20 protein-coding genes are annotated in these 21032 nt (G+C 58.2%); 12 read left to right on the top strand and 8 right to left on the bottom strand.

Annotated features, from left to right (window positions below; genetic code table 11):
* Positions 1 to 874: 874 nt before the first annotated feature.
* The 8 genes from EJP67_RS29810 (at position 875) to EJP67_RS29775 (ending at position 6202) form a co-directional block, all read left to right on the top strand.
* Complete coding sequence (locus EJP67_RS29810; RefSeq protein ID WP_126025331.1) at positions 875 to 1453, top strand: GTP-binding protein; 579 nt, start codon at positions 875 to 877, stop codon at positions 1451 to 1453.
* 11 nt (positions 1454 to 1464) lie between these two features.
* On the top strand, positions 1465 to 2802 hold the full coding sequence (locus EJP67_RS29805) for a phosphatase domain-containing putative toxin (RefSeq protein ID WP_206169573.1): 1338 nt from the start codon (positions 1465 to 1467) through the stop codon (positions 2800 to 2802).
* Positions 2803 to 2842: 40 nt separating this feature from the next.
* Positions 2843 to 3247: a hypothetical protein gene (locus EJP67_RS29800; protein WP_126025329.1), complete on the top strand. Its 405-nt coding sequence runs from the start codon at positions 2843 to 2845 to the stop codon at positions 3245 to 3247.
* An 18-nt stretch (positions 3248 to 3265) separates the two neighbouring features.
* Entirely contained in the window at positions 3266 to 3673 is a 408-nt protein-coding gene (locus EJP67_RS34250; RefSeq protein WP_126025328.1) for a roadblock/LC7 domain-containing protein, read from the top strand.
* Entirely contained in the window at positions 3670 to 4221 is a 552-nt protein-coding gene (locus EJP67_RS29790) for a hypothetical protein (RefSeq protein ID WP_126025327.1), read from the top strand. Before EJP67_RS34250 ends, EJP67_RS29790 begins: the two co-directional genes overlap by 4 nt.
* Before the next feature lie 4 nt (positions 4222 to 4225).
* Entirely contained in the window at positions 4226 to 4654 is a 429-nt protein-coding gene (locus tag EJP67_RS29785; RefSeq protein ID WP_126025326.1) for a roadblock/LC7 domain-containing protein, read from the top strand.
* Complete coding sequence (locus EJP67_RS29780; protein ID WP_126025325.1) at positions 4651 to 5310, top strand: DUF2621 family protein; 660 nt, start codon at positions 4651 to 4653, stop codon at positions 5308 to 5310. The genes EJP67_RS29785 and EJP67_RS29780 overlap by 4 nt, the downstream gene beginning before the upstream one ends.
* Before the next feature lie 133 nt (positions 5311 to 5443).
* On the top strand, positions 5444 to 6202 hold the full coding sequence (locus tag EJP67_RS29775; protein ID WP_126025324.1) for a response regulator: 759 nt from the start codon (positions 5444 to 5446) through the stop codon (positions 6200 to 6202).
* 285 nt (positions 6203 to 6487) lie between these two features.
* Here the strand turns inward: EJP67_RS29775 and EJP67_RS29770 are convergent, their stop codons facing one another.
* Positions 6488 to 9670, bottom strand: coding sequence for a DUF1349 domain-containing protein (locus EJP67_RS29770; protein ID WP_126025323.1), 3183 nt, complete (start codon positions 9668 to 9670; stop codon positions 6488 to 6490).
* A gap of 717 nt (positions 9671 to 10387) precedes the next feature.
* Between EJP67_RS29770 and EJP67_RS29765 the strand changes: the two genes are divergently transcribed.
* A complete protein-coding gene (locus EJP67_RS29765; protein WP_126025322.1) occupies positions 10388 to 11323 on the top strand; it encodes a TAXI family TRAP transporter solute-binding subunit in 936 nt (311 codons plus the stop codon).
* Between the two features lie 251 nt (positions 11324 to 11574).
* Here EJP67_RS29765 and EJP67_RS29760 read toward each other — a convergent pair whose 3' ends face one another.
* The 5 genes from EJP67_RS29760 to EJP67_RS29740 all read right to left on the bottom strand — a co-directional run bounded on the left by EJP67_RS29760 (position 11575) and on the right by EJP67_RS29740 (position 14658).
* A complete protein-coding gene (locus EJP67_RS29760; RefSeq protein WP_126025321.1) occupies positions 11575 to 12501 on the bottom strand; it encodes a LysR family transcriptional regulator in 927 nt (308 codons plus the stop codon).
* A 97-nt stretch (positions 12502 to 12598) separates the two neighbouring features.
* Positions 12599 to 12958 carry a hypothetical protein gene (locus EJP67_RS29755; RefSeq protein ID WP_126025320.1) on the bottom strand — a complete coding sequence of 120 codons (360 nt, stop codon included), beginning with the start codon at positions 12956 to 12958 and terminating at the stop codon, positions 12599 to 12601.
* Positions 12959 to 13043: 85 nt separating this feature from the next.
* A complete protein-coding gene (locus EJP67_RS29750) occupies positions 13044 to 13436 on the bottom strand; it encodes a roadblock/LC7 domain-containing protein (protein WP_240650824.1) in 393 nt (130 codons plus the stop codon).
* Entirely contained in the window at positions 13433 to 13975 is a 543-nt protein-coding gene (locus tag EJP67_RS29745) for a GTP-binding protein (protein ID WP_126025319.1), read from the bottom strand. Before EJP67_RS29745 ends, EJP67_RS29750 begins: the two co-directional genes overlap by 4 nt.
* Positions 13972 to 14658, bottom strand: coding sequence for a hypothetical protein (locus EJP67_RS29740; RefSeq protein ID WP_126025318.1), 687 nt, complete (start codon positions 14656 to 14658; stop codon positions 13972 to 13974). Before EJP67_RS29740 ends, EJP67_RS29745 begins: the two co-directional genes overlap by 4 nt.
* Before the next feature lie 825 nt (positions 14659 to 15483).
* Here EJP67_RS29740 and EJP67_RS29735 point away from each other — a divergent pair.
* Positions 15484 to 16038, top strand: coding sequence for a TetR/AcrR family transcriptional regulator (locus tag EJP67_RS29735; RefSeq protein ID WP_165909742.1), 555 nt, complete (start codon positions 15484 to 15486; stop codon positions 16036 to 16038).
* Between the two features lie 424 nt (positions 16039 to 16462).
* Here the strand turns inward: EJP67_RS29735 and EJP67_RS29730 are convergent, their stop codons facing one another.
* Together EJP67_RS29730 and EJP67_RS29725 are read right to left on the bottom strand one after the other, a co-directional pair.
* The gene (locus tag EJP67_RS29730) at positions 16463 to 17848 is read right to left on the bottom strand and encodes an MFS transporter (RefSeq protein ID WP_126025316.1); all 1386 of its coding nucleotides are present in this window, start codon (positions 17846 to 17848) and stop codon (positions 16463 to 16465) included.
* Between the two features lie 176 nt (positions 17849 to 18024).
* Positions 18025 to 19179: an FAD-dependent monooxygenase gene (locus EJP67_RS29725; RefSeq protein ID WP_126025315.1), complete on the bottom strand. Its 1155-nt coding sequence runs from the start codon at positions 19177 to 19179 to the stop codon at positions 18025 to 18027.
* Between the two features lie 210 nt (positions 19180 to 19389).
* Here EJP67_RS29725 and EJP67_RS29720 point away from each other — a divergent pair, with 210 nt between their 5' ends.
* Entirely contained in the window at positions 19390 to 20157 is a 768-nt protein-coding gene (locus tag EJP67_RS29720; protein WP_126025314.1) for a maleate cis-trans isomerase family protein, read from the top strand.
* A gap of 23 nt (positions 20158 to 20180) precedes the next feature.
* Positions 20181 to 21008, top strand: a complete 828-nt coding sequence (locus tag EJP67_RS29715) for an alpha/beta fold hydrolase (protein ID WP_206169580.1) — start codon at positions 20181 to 20183, stop codon at positions 21006 to 21008.
* Positions 21009 to 21032: the final 24 nt, after the last annotated feature.

The raw sequence follows: 21032 nt of genomic DNA, 5'->3' as shown, positions 1-21032 counted from the left end.
CGCGAGTACAGCCGAGGCCTGTGGCAGTTCTTAGCGCGAGCGATGTACTTGAGCCATCAATTGGATGTCCGACTGTTGGCGTAGGCGTGACATCGGAGCTATGTCCCCTGGTAGTTCAACGATGGCGTATCAAGTGTCGTGGATGACAAATCCACTGGTAGCTGAGATCGCCTGCTGGTTGGCGAGTTTGCCGACGCGCGTGTTGGGGGGAAGTCCTAGCTTCTTCATCGTCGATGGATCTCGATGGCTTGCTGAGGCCAATTGCTGTCTGGCGATGGGCATGGCAACCGGAATACGAATTGTCTTTGATGGGGAGATGGCATAGGTCGTTCCAGATTCCTTTCGAAAGCGGACGAATGAAATTCCAACTTCGTCCTAATCAACTTAAGACTTTTTGATAACAATGACGCCTTAGGTTATCCGTCGTCATCTTGAGTCCGCCCTACCTTGGAAAAGATGACTCCTCCCCTATCCGTTGCAGGTTCTAGCCACGTCGCTTGAGTATGAATCTCCCGTCATCCAGAACCGACATAGCCAAAAGCGCATTCGAAACTGAGATGCTGACTTTGGCGAGCTGGCCACAGCTGCGGCGACTGCCGGCGGAGAGACTTGGAATCTATGCGCGAATTTGCGTTCTCCTGGCTTACACCCCCTCTGTTGGTTATCTGATTCATCGTCGACTTGGACTTCGGAGTGATGACGTGCAGCACGTACTTCGTGCCTTGCATGATGAGGGGCATCTAAGGGTGAGCAGCGGACCGCACCAGCGCAACGACGAGGTGCTCCTCGCAGAAAAAGCTGCGACCGATCAGCCCCAGGTTCCGCCTCGAGTCACCCTCTGGGGAAAGCTCTTGACCAAGTTGTTGAGCTGATCATGGAGAGCCGCATTCTTTTCCTCGGCCCGGTGGGGGCAGGCAAGACTACTGCAGTTCGCACGATCAGCGACATTGAGGCCGTCGACACCGACGTTCAAGCGTCCGACGAGGTCGCCGATCTCAAGCGAACGACCACAGTGGCCATGGACATGGGGATCTTGCAGCTGAGCGATACCGAGCGCGTGGTCCTTTATGGAGCTCCAGGCCAGGATCGCTTCGACTTCATGTGGGAGATTCTTCTGGAACAGAGCGATGCAGTGCTTCTGGTGCTCGATCATTCCGCTGCAGACCCTGTTGCCGACTTCCGCCGCTATCACACGGCGCTGATGCAGGTGCCGAGACAACGTCTACCGATGGCAGTTGGTCTTACCCACGTCGATTGCGCGCCTCAGCTACCTCTGTCGGTCTACGACGACTATCTCCACGCGGCGAGAGCACGATGCGGATGCATGATGTGCACGCCACCGGTGCTCACCATGGACACACGCGAGCGCTCGGATGTGCGTGCGGCTCTGGTGACGCTGGCTGCGATGCTGGAAGTGTCGCAGCGTTTGCCGATTAAGCCCTGCGTTGCATGAGGGGCGCCGCTATGGGTAGCGTGCTGTCGTTGCGCGGACTTTGCATCTCCTACGGAGACCATCAGGTCTTGAGCCAGGTCAATCTGGAGATCCCCGAAAAGGGAATCACTGTGTTGCTTGGCCCCAGCGGCACAGGAAAGTCGACTCTGCTGCGGACGATCGCGGGCGAGAACACCGATCATCCTTCTATCCGTGTTGAGGGGCGCATTGACTACGTATTGCAGGGACAGCATCCGCCGCTGGTGATGCAGAAGGCCAAGCTGCTGCTGGCAACCGTATTCGAAAACCTCGTCCACGACTGGCCGGAACGGGCACGTCTGACCCACAAACAGCAGTACGTCCGCGTGACACGTTGGCTGGCCGAACTGCAGCTTGAGCATCTGTTGCCGAACCTGCACATGCCGGTCGTCGGTTTGCCGCTGGCAGACCAGCGCCTCATGCCGCTGCTTCGCCGCGCGATGGTGGACTCCCCGTTGCTGCTTCTGGACGAGCCGACAGCAGGCCTTTCAAGCGAACAGGCTGGGCCAATCCTCGCGTTGTTGCGTCGATTTCGACAGCAACGCTCGGTGCTCGTCGCTATGCACAATCTCAGTCAAAGTCGATCGATCGCCGATGGGGTCGTATTGCTTGCCAGCCGGCACGTACAGGAGCACAGCGGCGCGCGTCTATTCTTCAACAGGCCGCTCAGCGAGGCTGGTCGACTGTTCCTATGCACGGGCTCATGTCCAGAGGGGGCGCGGCATTCGGCCGACAGGAGCTCTGCCCCGGAGCTGGCTGCTATCGCGCTCGGGCCGCAGCCGCCTCGCCCGCTTGGCCCCAATGGTTTCGTATGGCTTGTTCCCGGGCAGCTTGCAGGCATGCCGTGGCCTGGTCTGCTGCGGTCCGCTACATACGATCTCGATCTGCTCCAGGCTTGTGGCGTAACCAGACTGCTTTCGCTCACAGACCGACCGTTCCCTGGCGAATTGGCCAGGAGCCACGGCTTGGTGGTCGAGAACAGCCCGATCACCGATATGCAGCCCCCTGAGGTATCGCAGGCCATCAAATTGTGCCAACGCATCGAAGCGCTGATGGCCAGCGGAGAGGTCATCGCCGTGCACTGTCACGCAGGGCTCGGGCGTACCGGAACCATGCTGGCTGCCTATTGGATCTGGCGGCATCAGGGACGCATTTCTGGCGAGGTTGCCTTGCAGCAGGTTCGTCGCATCCATCCAGGCTGGGTCCAATCAGTGGCCCAAATTGACTTTCTCCGTGCGTTCGCACCAGCCATCGAGCGCATGAGGAGTGTGACTACAGGATCTTCGTTGGTCGCGAAATCTGTCGTACTGCCTCTTCATCAAGATCCATAGCGATAAGACTCAGAAAACAACCCACGAAAGGAAAAAAGAAATGTCCCAGCTCGACAATATGTTGCAAAAGGCAGTGACCACTGTGCCAGAGTGTGTAGCCGCCGGATTCATCGATCTCGCCTCCGGCATGTTGCTAGGGGTGAAAACGGTCGACTCACATCCGCAGGAGGTGGTCGAACTCCTCGCTGCGGCAACGGCCGATCTCTTCCAAGGGGCCAATGTGGTCGCGATCGAGAAACTTTTTCGCACGGCGCGAGGGGTTCCGGAAGACGGCCAACACTACTTCCAGGAAGTTATCGTCAATAGCAACAACCTGATCCACGTGTTTCTGCGAGGAAAGCGCCAGCAGCAGGTGGCAGCCTTTGTGTGCCGAAAGGGGGCCAACCTCGGGATGGTGCTCGCCAAGGCTCGCATCGCGATGCCGGAAATCGAAGCAGGCCTGTAAGAGTCAACCGGCGGATCTGTGGTCGACTCTGTTGCAGCGGCGCCCTTGCAAGCCAGTAAAGCACGGTCGGTGTTGCGTGCTCTGAGAAGCACTCATGGTGCCATTGAGGGCTGTGCTTTCGTGACACGCGACGGCCGAGTCGTCGCGTCAGCTCTTGGTCCGGGCATGGATCCCGACCGTTTCGGAGCGATGTGTGCCGCGCTCATCGCATTGGCATCAAGGGCCGCGCATGAATCTGCGCGCGGAGATCTTCTGCAATTGATCATCGAAGGCCGGAACGGTCCAATGCTGGTTACTCATGCTGGCATATACGGTGTACTTTCCGTCTCAGCCAAGCCTCAGTGCCCGCTAGGCCGACTTATTCTGGATGCGAAGGCAACTGCGCAGACCTTGGCCACGATCTTCGATAGTGAATCGCCGCCATGACAGTGGAAGTCCCCCGTTTCATCGACCTCACTGCACCGGGCGCTCTTGCATGCGTCTCTGGTCCAGTGACCGACATACCGGGAAGGCTGCTGCGCGCCCTGCTTTTGCGCAAGCCGTATCTGCCGTGGCATGGCGAAGAGCTCGCGCGACTTTTTCCGGATGAGCCGGCAAGCATGATGGCCCGGACGCTCTTTCGTCTGCACCACGAGGGCTGCATCGAAGTCAGCTTGACGCAACCCGCGCCCTACGAAAGGCTAGGAGCTTCGCTGACCATCGCCCTTCAACCACTGATCGATGAGGGTGCGTCGTCGGCGGCACTGTTCGATCAGGACGGTTTCGTCATCGCGCAGGCGGGAGGCGGCAGTTTGCTGCCCGATGATCCCTTGGCCGCTCTGCCGACGGATCTTGTGCGATTGCACGTCGGTGAAGGAGCGATGAGTACGGTCTATGGGCTGGCGCTGCACGGAATAGCGATAGCAAAGTGCTCGTCGTTGGCGGGGTTCTTACGTTGCCTCTTTCGTATACGGGCGACTCATGCATGCCTGTGAATCCTTGGCGATCGAGGTTCGCGAAGTCATGTCGCTGGAAATTCAACTGCAGTCTGAAATGCGCCGCTTGCACGAGATGTGCAGCGACCTCCGAGCGGCGATCATCGCTACTGATGATGGTCTGCCCCTGTGCACGTCGGCTGATTCATTGTCTGACGTGGCCTGCGCGACAGCTGCCTTTCTGCTCAGTTGGCTCAATACCCACTTGGGAATCTTGCAGGCTGGCCATGCACGCGAAGTAATGATCTGGACCAGCTCCGGGCCGTGCTATGTAGCGCGCATCGCCTCGCTGCCGTATGTAATCGGACTCTTCGCAGACGGTCAGGCGCCTGCTGCGGCGTTGCGTCACGCAGGGGCCCTGGCATCGAAACGCCTCGTCCCTGTGCTCGCTTCGCTCGCTGAGCATCCAATCGAACCGGACAACCCGCAATGAATCAGGCCCTTGTCGTCTTTGGCGTAAGTCACGTCCAACTTCCCGTGTCCAGTGTTAACCGTTCAAAGTCCCTCTATGGCGGCGTACTGGGATTCGAGACGCGAGACGAGGGCGCAGGGTGGTGTGAACTGGACGCAGGCGGAACCATCAGCTTGCTTCTCGTGGAATCCGAGCAAACAGACCAACGTGCTTGCCTTAGACTTTTGGCAGCTGACGTGAGCGCTACGCTGGAAGCCCTATTGCTCAGGGGCGGATGCCGGTTGATCAATGATGCAACCAGAACAGCGGAGATGACACTCACCGCATCCGTATGTGATGCAGATGGTCATTTGCTGGTCGTGTGGCGCAAGTTGACTGAAGACGAGTATGACGTTGTGCCAGAGCTACCCAAAGCACTGCCATGGCATGACGACGCCGACGCTTTGCTCAAGCAATTACTCAAAAGCGTGCCCGCCCTTTTTCGTGGCATCGCAAGGCGCAAGATCGTGCGAGTAGTGGAAGAACTCGCCGTGAATCACCGTATCGTGATGCGCGAGGAGGTGATCCGAGGATTTATCTTGGCAAGCCCGCGAATCACGCGGGAACGCAATCGCCAACCTCTGATAGCTGCAGGCATCGACGTTCATCGCTATCAAGATGACTGGAATGCCGACTGAGGATCGACGATTGGCAAGTCGAGAGCAGCAGGATTTGGCACCACGCGGACCTGGCCGTGCGCGATGGAACATGCCTTGCTCCGCCGCTATAGCACGGAAATTGTTTGCCCTTTAGCTCTCGGAGACTGTTCTTATGATCACGCCCCATCGTGCCGACGCCATTGCGATCGTTGATGACGACCTGCGTGTGCGAAATCTGCTCGCGCACTATCTCTCGCAGGAGGGCTACAGCGTATTCGAGGCCGAGAATAGCGCGTCGCTTTCGTCGATCCTGCATCGACGCCCAATTGACCTCATCGTTCTCGACTTGCTGCTTCAAGGAGAGGATGGCTTCTCGATCTGCAGGAGATTGCGCGGTACCGGCGTGCGAACACCGATCATCATTCTTAGCGCAAGAGCAGAAGATTCTGATCGGATTGCGGGTTTGATGATGGGGGCCGACGACTATGTGCGAAAGCCCTTCAATCCTCGTGAATTGCGTGCTCGTATTCAGGCGATCTTGCGGCGCAGCCCCCCGAGGGAGGTGCCTGGCGGTCCCTCCATCGGAAACGAGGTGGTTCGATTTGGGTCATTCGAGTTCAACATTGGAACGCGCACGCTTCGCAGAGACGAACGCGTTCTGAGTATCACGACGGTTCAGATTGCGATACTCAAAGCCCTTGTTCGTCATGCGGGGCAGGCACTTTCGCGGGAGAGGCTTGCTCAAGTCGCGCAAGGCCGCGAACTTGGCGTGGTTGATCGCAGTCTTGATATACAGGTCTGCCGACTTCGCAAGCTCCTCAAGGATGGGGCGTCTTCCTATATCCAGACGGTCTGGGGTATTGGGTATATGTTTGAGCCCAGCGGAAGAAGCGACATCATTCACCGCCGCGAGTGGGCCGGGTCCTATTGATTGAGAAGAGCTGCGAATCGATCGAGTTCGGTGATGATTCTCGAGGCGGCTTGGGGATCGAGCCTTCTCGCCGCATGATGGAGATAGTCAATGCTCATCAACGCCTTGCGTAGCGAACACCGATGCTGAACGATCCTCTTGCGCAAGGCCTGATAGTTGGTCGAGTCGCTGTTCGCGATGATGCCTGCCTGGACCGCGCTTCTAGATCGAAGTGAATCTAAAGCGAACGGCCTGAATAGAGCCCGCGCGCTGGTTTTCGCGCACGGCTCTTTCACAACAGCGAGCTCAGGGCTGTGCAAGAACTACTTGGTCCAGGGTTGTGGTGCTCAACTCCGGGTCCTTGTTGGAATCTGAGGCGATGGCCGCATATAGAAGGCTTGGACTGTTTTTGAGCGAAACGATGCCAACTTTCGTCCATTGCCGTCCATCGATCGATGTGAATGCCGTAAAGGTATCGCCAGAACGCGCCAGACGAACCCAACTTCCCGCGCCGTTTTCAGCACCTTTGAGGGTGCCAGCTACAAGTGCAGTTACGCCGTCGGAGGCTCGAGTAACGAACTGGATGCCATTGGAGGGCGTCACAAACACGCCAGCGAACGCCGAAGATGCTGAGAGACTCTGGCGGAACATCACGCCTGCCTTTGCCCAGCCGTTGACGTTCTGCTGAGATAGGACGCGGGCAGTCAAAACTGCATCCCCCATGACCGGTGCAAGCGCTGCGTGGAATGAGTCGGCCCTTTGCGAGATGTCCCAGCCAGAGGCCTGGATGGTGAAGATGCCGTTCGCAAATTTTGAGGAGCCAGGTGTCCCCACTGCGCCGATATCCGAGGCGAGCCAAGGGGCAGGAAGGGCGGCTGCCGCAACTGTCACTGCCGTCGGCGGGGAGGCGCTTCCCGAGTCTCCAGCCACTGCATGCGCGATGACCTTGTAGTAGTACTTCCCTGCGGCAACCGATGTGTCCGTGAAACTGGTGGTTGTCAGGTCTTTGGCAATGACTGTGAACGGGCCATCGGGGCTGTTCGACCGGGCCACCGAGTAGCTTGTTGCCCCTGCTGAAGCGGCCCAGCTCAACTTCGCGCTTTCGTTGCCGCCTAACGCCACAACGGAAAGCGGATTCCCGGCATCCAGCGTGACAGGTGTTGTCGCATCGAAGTAGAACACCGCGTACGACCTGGGCGCGAGAGTTACCGTGCCGCTATAAGTCTTGCCTGAAGCCAGGTCGACGGCCGACTTGAATCCCGCGGGCAGCTTGGGCGAATAACTGCGGCTAGGGTGGGCATTGAGCGCGACGAGCCAGCGGCCGTACCTCAATGTGTAGGCGTCGGCTCGCCCGCCATCCCGGCTGTTGACCGGCGGCGTGCTTAGATCGGGCCTCATCGCCACGGGAAAGAACTGGCCGTTGTTCGCATTGACGGGATTGTCCGGTGGCGTGAGGGGGTCGTAGCCTTCGACTTTGGCCGTGGCGAGATAGTTGGAGCCCGCGGGTGTGTATTGCACGTCGTCGATCTCCACGTCTCCTGTGAAGGCGGCGGACGGTTTCGTCACAAAAACGCGAGCCAACCGATTCATGGCTATCGCTCCGCGCCAATTGAGCACGGCCCAGAAGCGTTCCTCACCATGCTTGGCCGCGATCGCCATGTTGTCGCGATCAGCCCATGCGAAGTCAGGTTGATCGCTGCCCATCGGTAGATTGACGCCTGTTGGTCCAAGGCTCGCGAACTTGGCGTAGAGGTCCGGCATCCGAAGACCCTCGGTCCAGCCCATCATGTTCGAGGAAACTGTCATGCGAGACATGAATTGCCCGTCCGCCACGGCTTGTTGGACGTAGCCCACGAGATCGCGGCCAACGACCTCGGGTCCGAGACTCGCGACCAGCAGATCCGAAACCGTGCCGCGTCCAAGGTAGGCGATGTGCCAACCGATCTCGTAGGGGTTTCGGCAACCAATGGGCTCGGTGACGATGAACGTCTTCCTCCCTTTCTCATCCAATGCTGGATAACGCAGGGCCGCGCGAGCACGTAGCATCTTGATGGCCTGGGCTTTCAGTGCCGCGTCATTCGTGCTGACTGCCCATTGCATGATCTCGCTGCCCTGCTCCCCATAGTCACCACCCACCAGACAATCTTCCTTGGTGGTCCCGTCGCTGGTCGTCATGAACCAGTTGGGGCCGTAAGGCGGATCTCCGCGTACCGGGGTATCGCCGCCGCCCGCTTTGTCGTTGCCCAACCATGGACTGATCCCTGCTGCTTCATGCAGGTAGCGTTTGGCTTCGGATTCCTTGAGAGCCGAACCTGGTTCCAGTGTCAGGAGCGCACGATTGCCCAGATAGATACGCCAGGCCACCCACATCGCCTGGTTGCTGACGGTCAGCCGGTGAACGCGACCGTAGTCCACGCTCGCGCGCAAAGCGGCCGCCCAAGCCGAGCGGCGAGTGGTGACGCCGATGCTTCCACCATAGTCGACCTGAGCGTCCAGATCGGCGGCGAGTCGCACAGCGAGCAAGCGCGCAGCTTCGCCGACGGGCCCCAGATATCCGCCCCAGCCGTTCGTGCCGAAGCCGTCAAAGTATGTGGTGGGTGAGCCCGCATAGGCCTTGACCATCGCGTCGAAGCTGTCGCGTACGCTCGTCAACACGGCCGGGTTCTGATAACCGGTAGACCACGCGACGTCGTACGATTGCGCGAGGAGTTGCACGTTGTCATTCGATAGATCCGTGACCGAACTCGCGAGCAATCTGGTGATCAGGCTGTTGGCATCGGTCTTCCATTTGTCGACCGCCGTTGTGCCCGATTCGGCGGCCCGTGCAGGCCCTCCAATCAAGGTGCCCTGGCGCTCGCCGGATATGTCCAACTGCGCGCCGGTGTGTGTGTAAGCCGCGTACACGGGGACTGTCGGAGCCTTCATGCGGCTCTGGTACTGATCATAGATTCCGCCCGCGTAGTAGTTGATCGTGCCGATTGAACGCAGTCTGATCGTGACGGTCGATTTCCCTCGCGTGAGGTGGAAAGGCAGGCGTACGGTTCGGTATACGAACGCGCCGTTGTACCAGCCGTTGTCCTGATGAAGGATCATTTCATCGGTGGCGAGATAGTCGTGTCGCCACCCGACCTCGAGTCCTTCGACGTTCAGCACCATCCAGGATGACGATGGGTCGGACCCGAATGTCTTGATGGTGAAATGGTTGACCCGCGCTGGATCCACCGCCATCTTGAACGAAAGTTCTCCGCCATAGTAGTCCGGGTTGGGTGTCCGTGGCAGCATCCGTCGTCCCTTGAGGCCGAACTGGCCTGCGACCACATCGCTCGCGACAGAGGCGGAGAGCTCCGTGGGTATGGGATCGACGGTGGCCTGTGGTGCGAAGAAGCCCGCGGAAAATGAATGCGAGGACTCGTCTTTCGTATCCCCGAAGATCAAAGTGTCAAGTGTCTTGGCTGTGATGGGAGATGCAGCACCCGTGTCTGCACTCAAGGTAGGCGGCGTACTTGCAGACGCCGGGAGTGTGAAGGCCCCAACTGGTGCACTGCCTCCACCGCCTCCACCTCCACAAGAACTAACCAAGGCGAAGGTGATCAATGCAAAAGTGACCGAAGTCAAGGATCGGAAATAGGAACTTCTTCCTTCTTTGAAGGGGAGCGGCTTTCTCATAAGGAGGATTGAGCTTCGTGATGCATGAAATGGGAAGCCACCAAGCGCCGCCGCATCACTTGCTGCAGGTCTCGGCGTCGTAGGTCGCGGAAAGTCTTACTCTTCGAACAAAGCAAGTTGCAAGCCCCTTTTCCGTCGACGCGAAAGTCGCGATAAATCGGGACGCATCGTGCAAATTTGTCACCATCCTTGAGTGTTGGTGACACCAATTGTCAATGTGACTTACTGTGCTATTCACAGGGCTGTGGGCAAATGATTCGATGACCCGCTTGAGTCAAGCACTTCGATTGAAGGAACGAGAGCTTCAGAGGAGTGATGTGCACAGTGGCAGGCCGCAATTCGCGGGACCATGCAGACAGGTCATCGAGTAGGATCGTGCGACGTTGCGTTCATCGCACAAAGACTGGGGGCTGAGATGCTTGTCTTCTCTCGCGTAGGACGGCCCTGAACAGCTTGTCGTATTGGACACACTAGGCCGATCTCTTGCTAAGCCGCGGCGCTGGCTTCCAAGAAGCGTTCTCCATCTTCATCACATCGCGTATGAAAACACCAGCCGATGCTCAAACCTTGCGCTGGGCCACGGGCCCTGATGGTGGTGGATGGTATGCACTCAATCAGGCAATCTGTTCGTTCATCGAGCAGGCGGTGCCTCATTTGAAGATAGAGCTGCTCGCAGGCGGCGGTCGCGATAACCCGACGCTGGTGCAGCACGGGGTGGTCGAATTCGGCACTAGCGTTGACTACCTCTGCGCTGCAGCCTCGAAGGGGGATGAGCCATACGCCGGCGAGGTGCACGACAAATTGCGATGCATCGGCGTGGGCTGGTCACCATTGCCTTTTCACGTCGTGCACGCGGACAACGTCGGGACGGACCTGGTAGCCGCGATCAAGAGCGGCAAGCTGCGCATCGCTGTGCCGCCGCCGACCACATCCGACGAGTTGACTTTCCGGCGTGTGCTTGCGTTCTTTGGCTCCGATTACCACAGACTCGATAAGGGTGGCAGCGTCATCTTCCACGGTAGCTACGATTCAATCGTCGGGGCGCTTGCGTCCGGAGTGGTCGACCACGCATTTGGTGCGACGACGATGCCCGCGGAAGCCATTGCCGCAATGGGGCGCGGACCGCGAAGAGGCAAGCTGTCGCCGCTTCCGGCCGATCTGATCGCCAGCCTCAGCGCTTCCTTTGGCTATGGGCAAGGCGATATTCCAGCAGGCACTTATCCGCAGATGCAGGAAACGCCGATACGAACCCTTTTCATGGAAACTGTCTTTCTCGTGTCCGCGGAGGTGCCGACAAGCACGGTCTCTCTGATCACCAAGGCATTGATCGCGGTCAGTGCCCCGAGCAGCATTCATCAGGCACTCGCGCGATTTTCTGCTGCCAACGCGTGGAAGAACCCCCCAGTGTCATTGCATCCGGGCGCCGCCCGCGCCTATCGCGAGGCAGGATTCATCCTGGACGAGCAAGCACTCTGAGCTTCGCCAGTCTGGAGGCCGATGTGGTGGCGCTGGCTCGCAGTGTGATCCGAGCTTTGAAGCTTCGACCAGCCTATCGCGCCACCTTGGCGCCGAGGACTACCGGGTGCGTGCAGTGCGCTCCTTTAGACGGCTTCGTCCCTGTACTGCAGATGAACTCTTCACCTTCAGTGAGCAGCCTCTGTGCGCATAGAAGCGTTCGACTTCCCGCAGCCGTTCTCTCTACATGCGACCTGGACGATGTCTCCCAATCAGGCAAGCTCGACAGCCGGTGCTTCGATTGCTGGGGCTCTCTCCTTCCAGAAATGGGCAAGGCGTTGTGCCACGAAATCGATGAACAGTGCCACGGCAAGAGGGGGGTGATTGCGACTTGGCAGAATGGCATACAAGCCTTCGTTCTCTCGCCGATAGTCGGGTAGAACGTGGACAAGCCGCCCTTCGCGTACGTGGTCCACGGCGAGTATGGCCGGGATCAAAGCTATGCCCATGCCCGCCAACGCTGAGGTTGTCATGGCTTCATGATTGTCGACACTGAGGCGACCATTGACCTCAATCCCCACGGGCCCCTCCGGCCCCATCAGCAACCATCTTCGGCATCTGGCCGGATGCGGCAGAACGATGCAGTCGTGATCAGCCAGCGTATATACCGTTGGAGGCATTCCTCGGGAGCGGACGTAGGACGGGCTCGCCACCAGAATTCCAAATGCCTTGTCGATTCTGCGGGCGACAAGACTTGAGTCGGGCAAGTGACCTTCGCGAAAGGCAACATCGATGCGTTCCGCGATCAGATCGACGGCGGCATCGCTCAGCTTGAACTCGAGTTTTACTTGGTTGTACTCGGCAAGGAAGTCCGCTACCCATTCCGGCTTGAAGAAGCCTACGGGGGCCGCAATGCGCACTGATCCTGAAGGCACTCCCTTGCCTTCAAGCATCTGCTTGCCGGCAAGCGAAATGTCTCGAATCGAACTGCTGCACTGTTCATAGAATTCGCGCCCTGCCTCTGTCAGGCACAACTGGCGCGTTGAGCGGTGCATAAGCCGGACACCGAAACGTTGCTCGAGCCACTGCACGCGTCGACTCAACGTATTCGCCGGAACGCCAAGACGTCGAGCGGCCTCGGCAAAGCTGCCCGCGTCGACGACATTGACGAACATGGCTATTTCATTGAAGTCGAGCATTCGGTTCTCTGAACTGGGATCAGTAGTGAAGAACGTTCAAGTCTGAAGTCCGGATGAAGCATGTGGATGTGTACCTCGGTCGAAACGAGTCGTCGACTTAAAAAGCCATTTGCTTTTCCACGTCGAGGGTCTTGCGGCGGGCCAATGCCAGATTGGCTCGCTGCTTGTCCAGCACGACATAGAGGAAGACTCCGTCCTTGGAGGCAGATGGGCGGATGATGTGATATTGCTTGCCCAGGGTGATCAGCATGTCCTCGATCACATCGTCCAAGCCTAGGGATCTCATGGTCTTCAATTTCGACCGGACAACCTCTGTGTTGCCGGCAGCCGCCATCTCGATGTCTACGCCTGATCCCTCGGACCCAAGAATCATGCCGCTCCCGGAATCGACGACGGCTGCACAAATCGCGCCTTCAATGGTCAGGATTTCGGTGAGTGTTTGTTTGATCGATGCCAACTGAATCTCCGATTAAAAGATGTGAGAGCCTTGCCGCGAGATGCGCAGGGATGATTTCGGAAGTACCAAGCGATATCTCGTGAAGCTATGCATCGGTGAGCATCTTGGCCAACTGAGAGGTACGATGGGCGACCAGCGCAAGAACAGCGTCCTCGCGCGCCAGCACGCTGATGATGAGTTCACCGTCGGCTCTGTGGACCCTGTGAAAAACTGCGAGGCCCAGCTCCGTCACTATCATCATGGTTCTGTTGGGCCCAATCTGAGCCTCTTGCGAAACGACCTGACCGATTGCGGCGATCGAACTGCTCATCGCGGCGACACGGGAAGGGTCCACGAAGCCTCGGGTCGCAGAAGCCACGTCATAGCCATCTATGGTCGTAACGACTACGGCTGTCACGCCATTCAGTTCATCGAATAGCTTCTGTACTTCGCGTCGCATCAGCAAAGTTGCAGCATTAGGAAGAGCTGTCGCGTTCACTCTGCAGTCCCTAACATGTCGGCTTCCAGCTGCGCCAGAAGCGTGTCGATCAGAAGGGTCACGTCCTCCTTCCGGCGGACATCCACGGCGAGAAGTGGGAGCACTCGCCCCATCGCAAGAATTCGCTCGGCATAGGCATCCAGTGTCGGCGCGGGATGAGTTTCCATGCGACCAATCCCAATCACGCAGGGCAAGAGCTTCAATGTTTCGGCGAATCCATCTAGATATATGGATAGCTCTCCCAAGGGATCCGGATTGGAGTTGTCTATGAGGATGACCACGCCTAAGGCATTCTTGGCGAGGATCTCCCACAAGAACTGAAAACGCGTTTGACCCGGAGTTCCAAACATCCGAACACGATCACCGTTCTCCAGCGTAAAGCAGCCGAAATCCAGGCCGACTGTCGTGCTCGCCTTTGCTATTGATGTATCGGTGTTAGCAACGTCGGTGACTATCGGCGCGGTTTCGCTCACGCAACCGATCGCTGTCGTCTTTCCGGCACCGACGGCACCCGTGAAGAGGATCTTGTACTCCTTCATGCTGAAAAAAGGCCAAGCCGGCGTCGGATACTTTTGAAGAAGCCGCGTCCAAGGTGAATGGCCGGCGAGCGGGTCTGAGTCGGAAGATCGATGTGTCTTTGTCCTCGCGGAACAATCACTTCGGGATACAGCTCGAGCACGCCGGCCTGTCTCAGTGCGTGCAAGAACGTCGCGCATTGGGAAAGAGACTGTTCGCTGAGTTCGGCCAACTCGATTGCATTTAATTCGCGTCGCACGAGCAAACTCGCCATCCGTACCTTTCCCGGGTCATTGCCTAGCAGCAGCGCAGAAGGCCAACGACGAAGCATGAAGCGCACCGAATCGGAAACCTCGATCTTCATTTCCTCGCCCCCTGCTCCCGAATGCGGAAGTCGCTCTCCGTGCAAGTTATCTCCGATGCGCTTCAGCAACTGCTGCAGCTTTTCGGCACGGATGGGGCGCTCCAAAACATCCGGGTACTCACTCGCGCCTGCACGAGTGAGCCTGATAATCACTCTCGCTAAGCGAGAAATGTCATCCATGCCTCCGACCGTGGTTTCGTCAACCAGCAACGCGTCATACGGTGGTGCATCTACCAGGAGCCAAGCAAAATCTGTATCGTGCGCAGATAAGCGAACAATGGTTTGAATCACGACGCGCTCGATCGCCGGCACGCGATGTACCCCAAGCCTGAGCGGAAGCATATGTTGTCCAAATGGTGGATTCACTCGAGTGTTTCGTTCACAAATTGTCACTTCCGCAGACCTGTATTACTACAGAGGATTTCGTACAGCAGTTATCCATTTCCAGCAGGTGACGACCTTTGCGGGTTTACTTTCTCTATGCGTCTACCTGTACTCATCCAGCATCCGAATCCTGAGTACGTGTTGGGCAGCGAAGGCTGACCTGACCTTCCCGGTGCATCGCGCTGGAGGGCATGGATCGACAGGCGGCCGGTCGCTGCCATGAACTTGCGCTTCAGCAGTCGTCCGATTTGATCAACAACCCAAGGTGCGAATGCGGGCCTCAGTACCACTTGCGCCTAGACCGAACTCTCCAGTGCTGGCAAGAACTCTTGCTGCCTGAGTTGTGATCCGCAATCGGTTTGCGGGGAGTTTGCGCAAGAGAGCACTACCACTGATGTTGCTGCTTGCCGCCTGATGAGTCGTGGCTTCGTGGGCTGCAATCTTTCTCCGACGCGATGATGAAAAGACTCGCCGGTCTGCCTCGATAAGTTCACACAACAAAGCATGCACTAGAGATGTGCATTCGCACCAAGACGGGGCTGCGAGACCGGCGGACTCGCTTAGGATCGATGCGCCATCAGTCTTTGCGACGCGCTCGATTGGCTTTTTTCGGTATCACTATCACCTCTTTAACATTCATGTGAGTCTCGACATGAGCCCGATGTGGCCACCAACAAATATCAGTGGCGTGAGAAGCATCTCCGTGGGGCGAACGCCCCAGGTTTTAATGTGTTTTGATTACTATACTGTATGTATAGTACATTTTCAATAATCCGAATAGCCATGCCACATTCATCGACGCGTAACAGTTCCAAGCAGCGACTCATTGATGCCGCCGCCAAGATCGTTTCAACGCAGGGCGTCCAGGAACTGACTCTGGAAGGGGTCGCCGCCATGGCCGGTGTTACGAAGGGCGGCCTGATCTATCACTTCAAGACCAAAGACGATCTGCTGGGCGCACTCGTGCAGACGATGGTCGACGAGTTGGATCAGGGAAGTCGGATCAACGCGGCCAAGGCGGGAAACACCAAGGGAGCGTTGCTGCGGGCATTGATCGACGATACCTTCGAAAGGTCATCAGAAGAAAAGCAACTGATGGGCAATCTGCTCGCGGCTGCATCCAGCTACCCGCATCTGCTTGGGCCGGTGCGCCAGTTGTACAGCCGTACCTACAGCGACTTCACGCAGTCTGGCTCTCAGACCGGGATCGCGATGGTAGTTGTTGCAGCGCTGGATGGCATCGCGATGCTTGATTTACTCAACTTCCATCGGTTCAGCAAGCAGCAACGCGAGGCGATGCGCCGCACGCTTCACGCGATGGCCAAGGAGATCATCTAGAGCTCCGGCAAGGCTTTGTGGGTCAGATGACATCCAAAGGCTGCCCTGGGCTATCCGAAATTGGCGGCCTTGGCGCACGCTACGCGTCGTAGAGATTGCGCGAGATTGCTTGAGATGGGCGCAGCCGATGTTCATGGTCAATACACAGCTTTCAGGTGGACTCCTCCTTTCGGGCGCTTGAGTTGGCATCATGTCCCATGTGATTCAGGACGTGAGCAACTGCACTTGCAGCATTACTTCTCTCTCGGAGAGCGTTGACCGTGCCCGGGAATGGTCCGGCGATCTTCTGCGGCGCTTTTCATGGTGCCATCTGCTTCACGCGGAATTCCGGGATTTCGGCTGAGCTTGGCAGGGCGGTCTGTCCCCTTTGTGCTGGAGGACGACAGGCCGCGCTGGTTCGTTCTTTGAGGCGGTGAGCCGCTCGTTACTCGAGTGCCCGATCTTTCGATTCGATATCCACCATCCAGATTGCCACGGAGGCAACTGCAAGGAACGAAGAAAGAAGAATCAGTGCCATGGTGAACTGTGTCGCCATGATTGGTGCAATGATCGCAGGTGCAAACAATCCACCGAAGCGTGCCATTGCACCTGCCATCCCCATTCCACTGGCTCTCAAAGCGGTGGGATATACCTCCGGAGTGAAGGCGTACAGGGCGCCCCAGGTCCCAAGAAGGGAGAAGCTCATAAGCAAGGTCGAGCCGACAACGACTGTCGTCGATTGGCCGAGGCTGTAGAGCAAACATCCGAAGGCGCTGAGAAGCAGGAAGCCGATCAAGGTGGGCTTGCGACCCCATCGCTCTACCCCGTAAGCCGAGAGCGCGAAGCCGGGAAGTTGAACGAGGGCGAGAAAGATCAAGAACACTTGACCCCGCATGAAACCAAAACCCTCTCCGGACAGTTTCACTGGGAGGTAGACAAAAACACCGTAGTAGGCGACCGAGATCAACATCCATGCGGCCAGCAGGCAAATGCTGCGACGTCGGCATTCCGCGTCAAACAGTGCAAAGAATGACTTGCGTTCCTTCTGCTGTGGTTCGAGGGGGGCGATATGCACTTGCACGCCGTTGGCCACGGCTACACGTTGAAGCACCGCGCGCGCTTCTTCCGAACGACCTGATTGATTCAGGAAAAGGGGTGACTCGGGGACGAAAAGGCGCATGAAAAGGCCGATCAGTGCGGGCAGCCCCGTGACGAAGAAGATTACACGCCACGCATCGTGGCCATGCGACAGCGCAGCCAAAGCCAATACTGCGAGCAAGATGGTGCCGACAGCCCAGAACGACTCGAGCAGGACAAGCCACCGCCCCCGTCGGTCGGAGGGAAGGAATTCGGCCATCATTGTGTAGTCCACGGGCAAAGTGCCGCCCACCCCGATGCCGGTCAGGAAACGAAGCACGAGCAGCCACTGGAATTCCGGGGCAAAGGCGGACCCGATACCGCATATCGCGTCAATGATCACGGCAATCATCAGCACGGGCCGGCGTCCGATCCGGTCGGCCAGGCGGCCGAACACGAATGCCCCGATCAGCATGCCGATGAAGAACGTGGTACCGACTTGCAGAGCTGCGGGCACAGCGAGGCCGAATGTGGCTGCGATCGATGGGGCGGTAAACCCGATCGACAGCACCTGCATTGCATCTGCGAGCCACACCAAGCCGAAGATGGCAAATAGCCTGTACTGGAATCGGCCAACCCCCGCGGCCCGAATTCCTTCCTCGATGGTGATGGTTGTCGAATTCGAGCGTTGCCGCCCGAGCGATGCAGTGGGGGCCTGATTTGGAACGGGAATTGTGATTGCGGACGAAGACATGATCGTCTCCTCTGTCTCAATTGGGTTGTGAACTCGGAGTCTGCAATTGCCGCTGGGTCAATGGCAGTTTGGATAGAGCAAGACACAGTCGCGCGGCTTGTACGGTGCGCGACCAGAAGTAGTGGGGGATCCGAAACCTTTGCAAGAGAAGCTCGGCCGCCCGACGTCGTCAAGGGCTACAACGCTGCGGTCGCCGGCTCAACCAGCGGGACATTGAACACGTCGTATCCGAAGCACCATGCAGGGTCTTCGTTCGTTCGCAGCCATGTGTTGTCGTGCGAGATCCGTTGCACCTTGCTGGCGCGCTCGGCGCGATTGGCTTCGTACAGTTCGAAGGCCAATCTATGGTCGGATACGCCGACTTCCTCAAGGCAGCGCACAAGCATGGCAGCATCTTCGATAGCCATGGCCGCGCCTTGAGCCATGTGCGGTTTCATGGGATGGCAGGCGTCGCCCAGGAGAACCAGGCGGCCTTGGCTCCACAGGGGCAGCGGATCCCGCTCGAGCAACGACCACTTGGTTACCTCCTTCGTGTTTTCGATCAGCGCCTGAACCGTCGGATGCCACCCCTTGTAGAGCTCTCGCATCTCGTCCTTGCTGCTTGGTAGCCAGCGATCGTTGAGATTCCACTGATTCGCGGGCACCCCGGTGACGTAGTAGATCTCGTCCTGCTTGCTCGTGACGAAGTAGGTCATCATGTGCTGGTCTTCGCTCCACCACTTCACGCAGGCATCAAAGGGCAGCATTCCCGGTTTGACGGGTGGAGTCGGAAACACGGCGCGATGGGCCAGGTAGCCGGCGTATTTTGGCGGCTCCACGCCCAGCAGTGCCTCGCGGATGCATGAATTCACCCCGTCGGCGCCTACCACGAGGTCCGCTTCCTCCGTCGAGCCGTCAGCGAACTCCAGTCGCACAACATCACCACGGTCGTCGACTTTGGTCAGTTGCTTGCCAAAGGAGACGGCGCTCGAAGGCAGCGCTTCCATGAGCAGGGCGTGGAAATCCCCGCGGTGCACGGTCAGGTAGCTTGCGCCGTACTCTTTGATCGCGTGGTCACCCAGCGGAATCTTTGCCATGACATCGCCTGTCTGCCAATGACGGCTGTACCAGTAGTCCGGATGCGATCCCTCGCGGTTCATCGCATCTTCGATGCCAATGCGTCGCATGATCTTCATGACGTTCGGGCCGACGTGAATGCCCGCGCCCAAGCGAGAGAAGGACGGAGCTTGTTCATAAACCCGGACGTTGAATCCGGCTTTGAGCAGCAGTGCGGCGGCGGCGGCGCCGCCAAGTCCAGCGCCGATCACGGCTATCCGGGATTGTTGAGGCATGAGTGTTTCTCCTTGAGCACGGGGTTACTTGCAGAAATGGATCTATCGAGCGTATACGCTGCACAAAACAGAGCGTATACACTTGAATTAATCGAAGTCTATTTCTGTGTTGGCTTAGGAAAATAGGTGCAAACCCGTACTTGAATGTGTCCTGGGCGGTTGCTGTAATAGAGTGTCTACGCTTTAATTATCTGCACCAGGAGCCTTCTCATGACCAGACATTTACGTATCGGCCAGATCGTGCCCAGCTCGAACACGACCATGGAAACCGAAGTGCCCGCGATGCTGCAGGCGCACTCGCATCTCTATCCGAACGATCGATTCACGTTCCACTCCAGCCGGATGCGAATGAAAAAGGTGGAAAAGGATGAATTGGCTGCCATGGACGCCGAAAGTGACCGGTGCGCCATGGAGCTCAGCGATGCGCAGGTGGACGTGCTCGGCTACGCGTGTCTGGTGGCCATCATGGCGATGGGCCACGGATATCACCGCATATCGCAGAAGCGCCTGACGGAGTGCACCGCAGCCAACGGTGCGACGGCACCGGTCATCACCAGCGCCGGCGCGCTCGTCAATGCACTCAAAGTCATGGGCGCCAAGAAAATCGCCTTGGTCGCGCCGTACATGATTCCTTTGACGCGACTCGTGATGGACTACATCGCGAACGAAGGCTTCGAGATCGTGGATTGGCGGGCCCTGGAGATACCTGACAACCTGGATGTCGGTCGACATGACCCCGCCAAGCTGCCCGACATCGTGTCGACCATGAACTACGCGGATGCCGATGTGATCGTGCTGTCGGCCTGTGTACAGATGCCTTCGCTACCGGCGGTAGCCAAAGTAGAAGCGCTGACGGGCAAGCCCGTTGTCACCGCCTCCATCGCCACGACCTACGCCATCCTGACGGAACTCGGACTGCCGCCCGTGGTGCCTGGCGCTGGCGCGCTCCTGTCCGGCGCCTACGTGCCGAACGCTTGAACCCCAAGATGGAGAACATCACCATGACGAGCACTTATCTCTATGGCGGGCACGTGTGCGCCAATGGAATTCGACAGCACTATCTTCGCTTCGGAGGGGGGGATACCGAGCACGGCGAGCGCGACGCCGTGATCATCATCCCGGGCATCACCAGCCCAGCGGTGACCTGGGGGTTTGTGGCGGAGCAGTTCGGGCGCAAGTTCGACACCTATGTGCTCGACGTGCGCGGACGTGGCTTGTCCTCATCTGGCGAAGGCCTTGACTACAGTCTCGACGCTCAGGCGGGCGATGTGGTCGCGTTGGCGAACGCTCTGGGGTTGAAGCGTTACGCGCTGGTGGGCCATTCCATGGGGGGGCGCATCGCAGTACGTGCCGCACGCGCCAATCCCGAAGGCCTGGATCGGCTGGTGATCGTCGACCCGCCCGTCTCGGGCCCAGGCCGACGAGCCTATCCCGCGAAGCTGCCTTGGTATGTCGATTCGATCCGACAGGCTGCGCAGGGGATGTCCGCGCAGGATATGCGCGCGTTCTGTCCGACATGGACAGAGGAACAGTTGCAGCTTCGCGCGCAATGGCTTCACACGTGCTTCGAGCCGGCGATCGTTCGGAGCTTTGAAGACTTTGGTCGCGACGACATTCATTCGGACCTTCCGCACATCGGTCATCCCATGCTGCTGATGACCGCCGAGCGCGGCGATGTCGTGCGTGACGAAGATGTCGACGAATGGACCTCCTTGGCATCTCAAACCCTGCACGTTCGGGTTCCCAACGCGGGTCACATGATCCCGTGGGACAACGAGCCGGGCTTCTATGCTGCATTCGGCGACTTTCTAGGTCGCTCTCTGGTTTGACTCCAAGTGCGAAGTTCTATCTCA

Origin of the sequence: Variovorax guangxiensis, from assembly GCF_003952165.1 — a bacterium.
Taxonomy (GTDB): domain Bacteria; phylum Pseudomonadota; class Gammaproteobacteria; order Burkholderiales; family Burkholderiaceae_C; genus Variovorax; species Variovorax guangxiensis.
Note: the sequence above shows the minus strand (reverse complement) of the source record. Positions and strands in the feature narration are given on the sequence as shown.

What these genes read in the sequence shown, in the direction of transcription:
- EJP67_RS29790 (WP_126025327.1), top strand. Translation starts at nt 3,670, where the DNA reads ATGACAGTGGAAGTCCCCCGTTTCATCGACCTCACTGCACCGGGCGCT.
- EJP67_RS29730 (WP_126025316.1), bottom strand. Translation starts at nt 17,848, where the DNA reads ATGTCTTCGTCCGCAATCACAATTCCCGTTCCAAATCAGGCCCCCACT.
- EJP67_RS29765 (WP_126025322.1), top strand. Translation starts at nt 10,388, where the DNA reads ATGAAAACACCAGCCGATGCTCAAACCTTGCGCTGGGCCACGGGCCCT.
- EJP67_RS29725 (WP_126025315.1), bottom strand. Translation starts at nt 19,179, where the DNA reads ATGCCTCAACAATCCCGGATAGCCGTGATCGGCGCTGGACTTGGCGGC.
- EJP67_RS29800 (WP_126025329.1), top strand. Translation starts at nt 2,843, where the DNA reads ATGTCCCAGCTCGACAATATGTTGCAAAAGGCAGTGACCACTGTGCCA.
- EJP67_RS29740 (WP_126025318.1), bottom strand. Translation starts at nt 14,658, where the DNA reads ATGCTTCCGCTCAGGCTTGGGGTACATCGCGTGCCGGCGATCGAGCGC.
- EJP67_RS29775 (WP_126025324.1), top strand. Translation starts at nt 5,444, where the DNA reads ATGATCACGCCCCATCGTGCCGACGCCATTGCGATCGTTGATGACGAC.
- EJP67_RS29715 (WP_206169580.1), top strand. Translation starts at nt 20,181, where the DNA reads ATGACGAGCACTTATCTCTATGGCGGGCACGTGTGCGCCAATGGAATT.
- EJP67_RS29805 (WP_206169573.1), top strand. Translation starts at nt 1,465, where the DNA reads ATGGGTAGCGTGCTGTCGTTGCGCGGACTTTGCATCTCCTACGGAGAC.
- EJP67_RS29760 (WP_126025321.1), bottom strand. Translation starts at nt 12,501, where the DNA reads ATGCTCGACTTCAATGAAATAGCCATGTTCGTCAATGTCGTCGACGCG.
- EJP67_RS29745 (WP_126025319.1), bottom strand. Translation starts at nt 13,975, where the DNA reads ATGAAGGAGTACAAGATCCTCTTCACGGGTGCCGTCGGTGCCGGAAAG.
- EJP67_RS29720 (WP_126025314.1), top strand. Translation starts at nt 19,390, where the DNA reads ATGACCAGACATTTACGTATCGGCCAGATCGTGCCCAGCTCGAACACG.
- EJP67_RS29735 (WP_165909742.1), top strand. Translation starts at nt 15,484, where the DNA reads ATGCCACATTCATCGACGCGTAACAGTTCCAAGCAGCGACTCATTGAT.
- EJP67_RS29780 (WP_126025325.1), top strand. Translation starts at nt 4,651, where the DNA reads ATGAATCAGGCCCTTGTCGTCTTTGGCGTAAGTCACGTCCAACTTCCC.
- EJP67_RS29810 (WP_126025331.1), top strand. Translation starts at nt 875, where the DNA reads ATGGAGAGCCGCATTCTTTTCCTCGGCCCGGTGGGGGCAGGCAAGACT.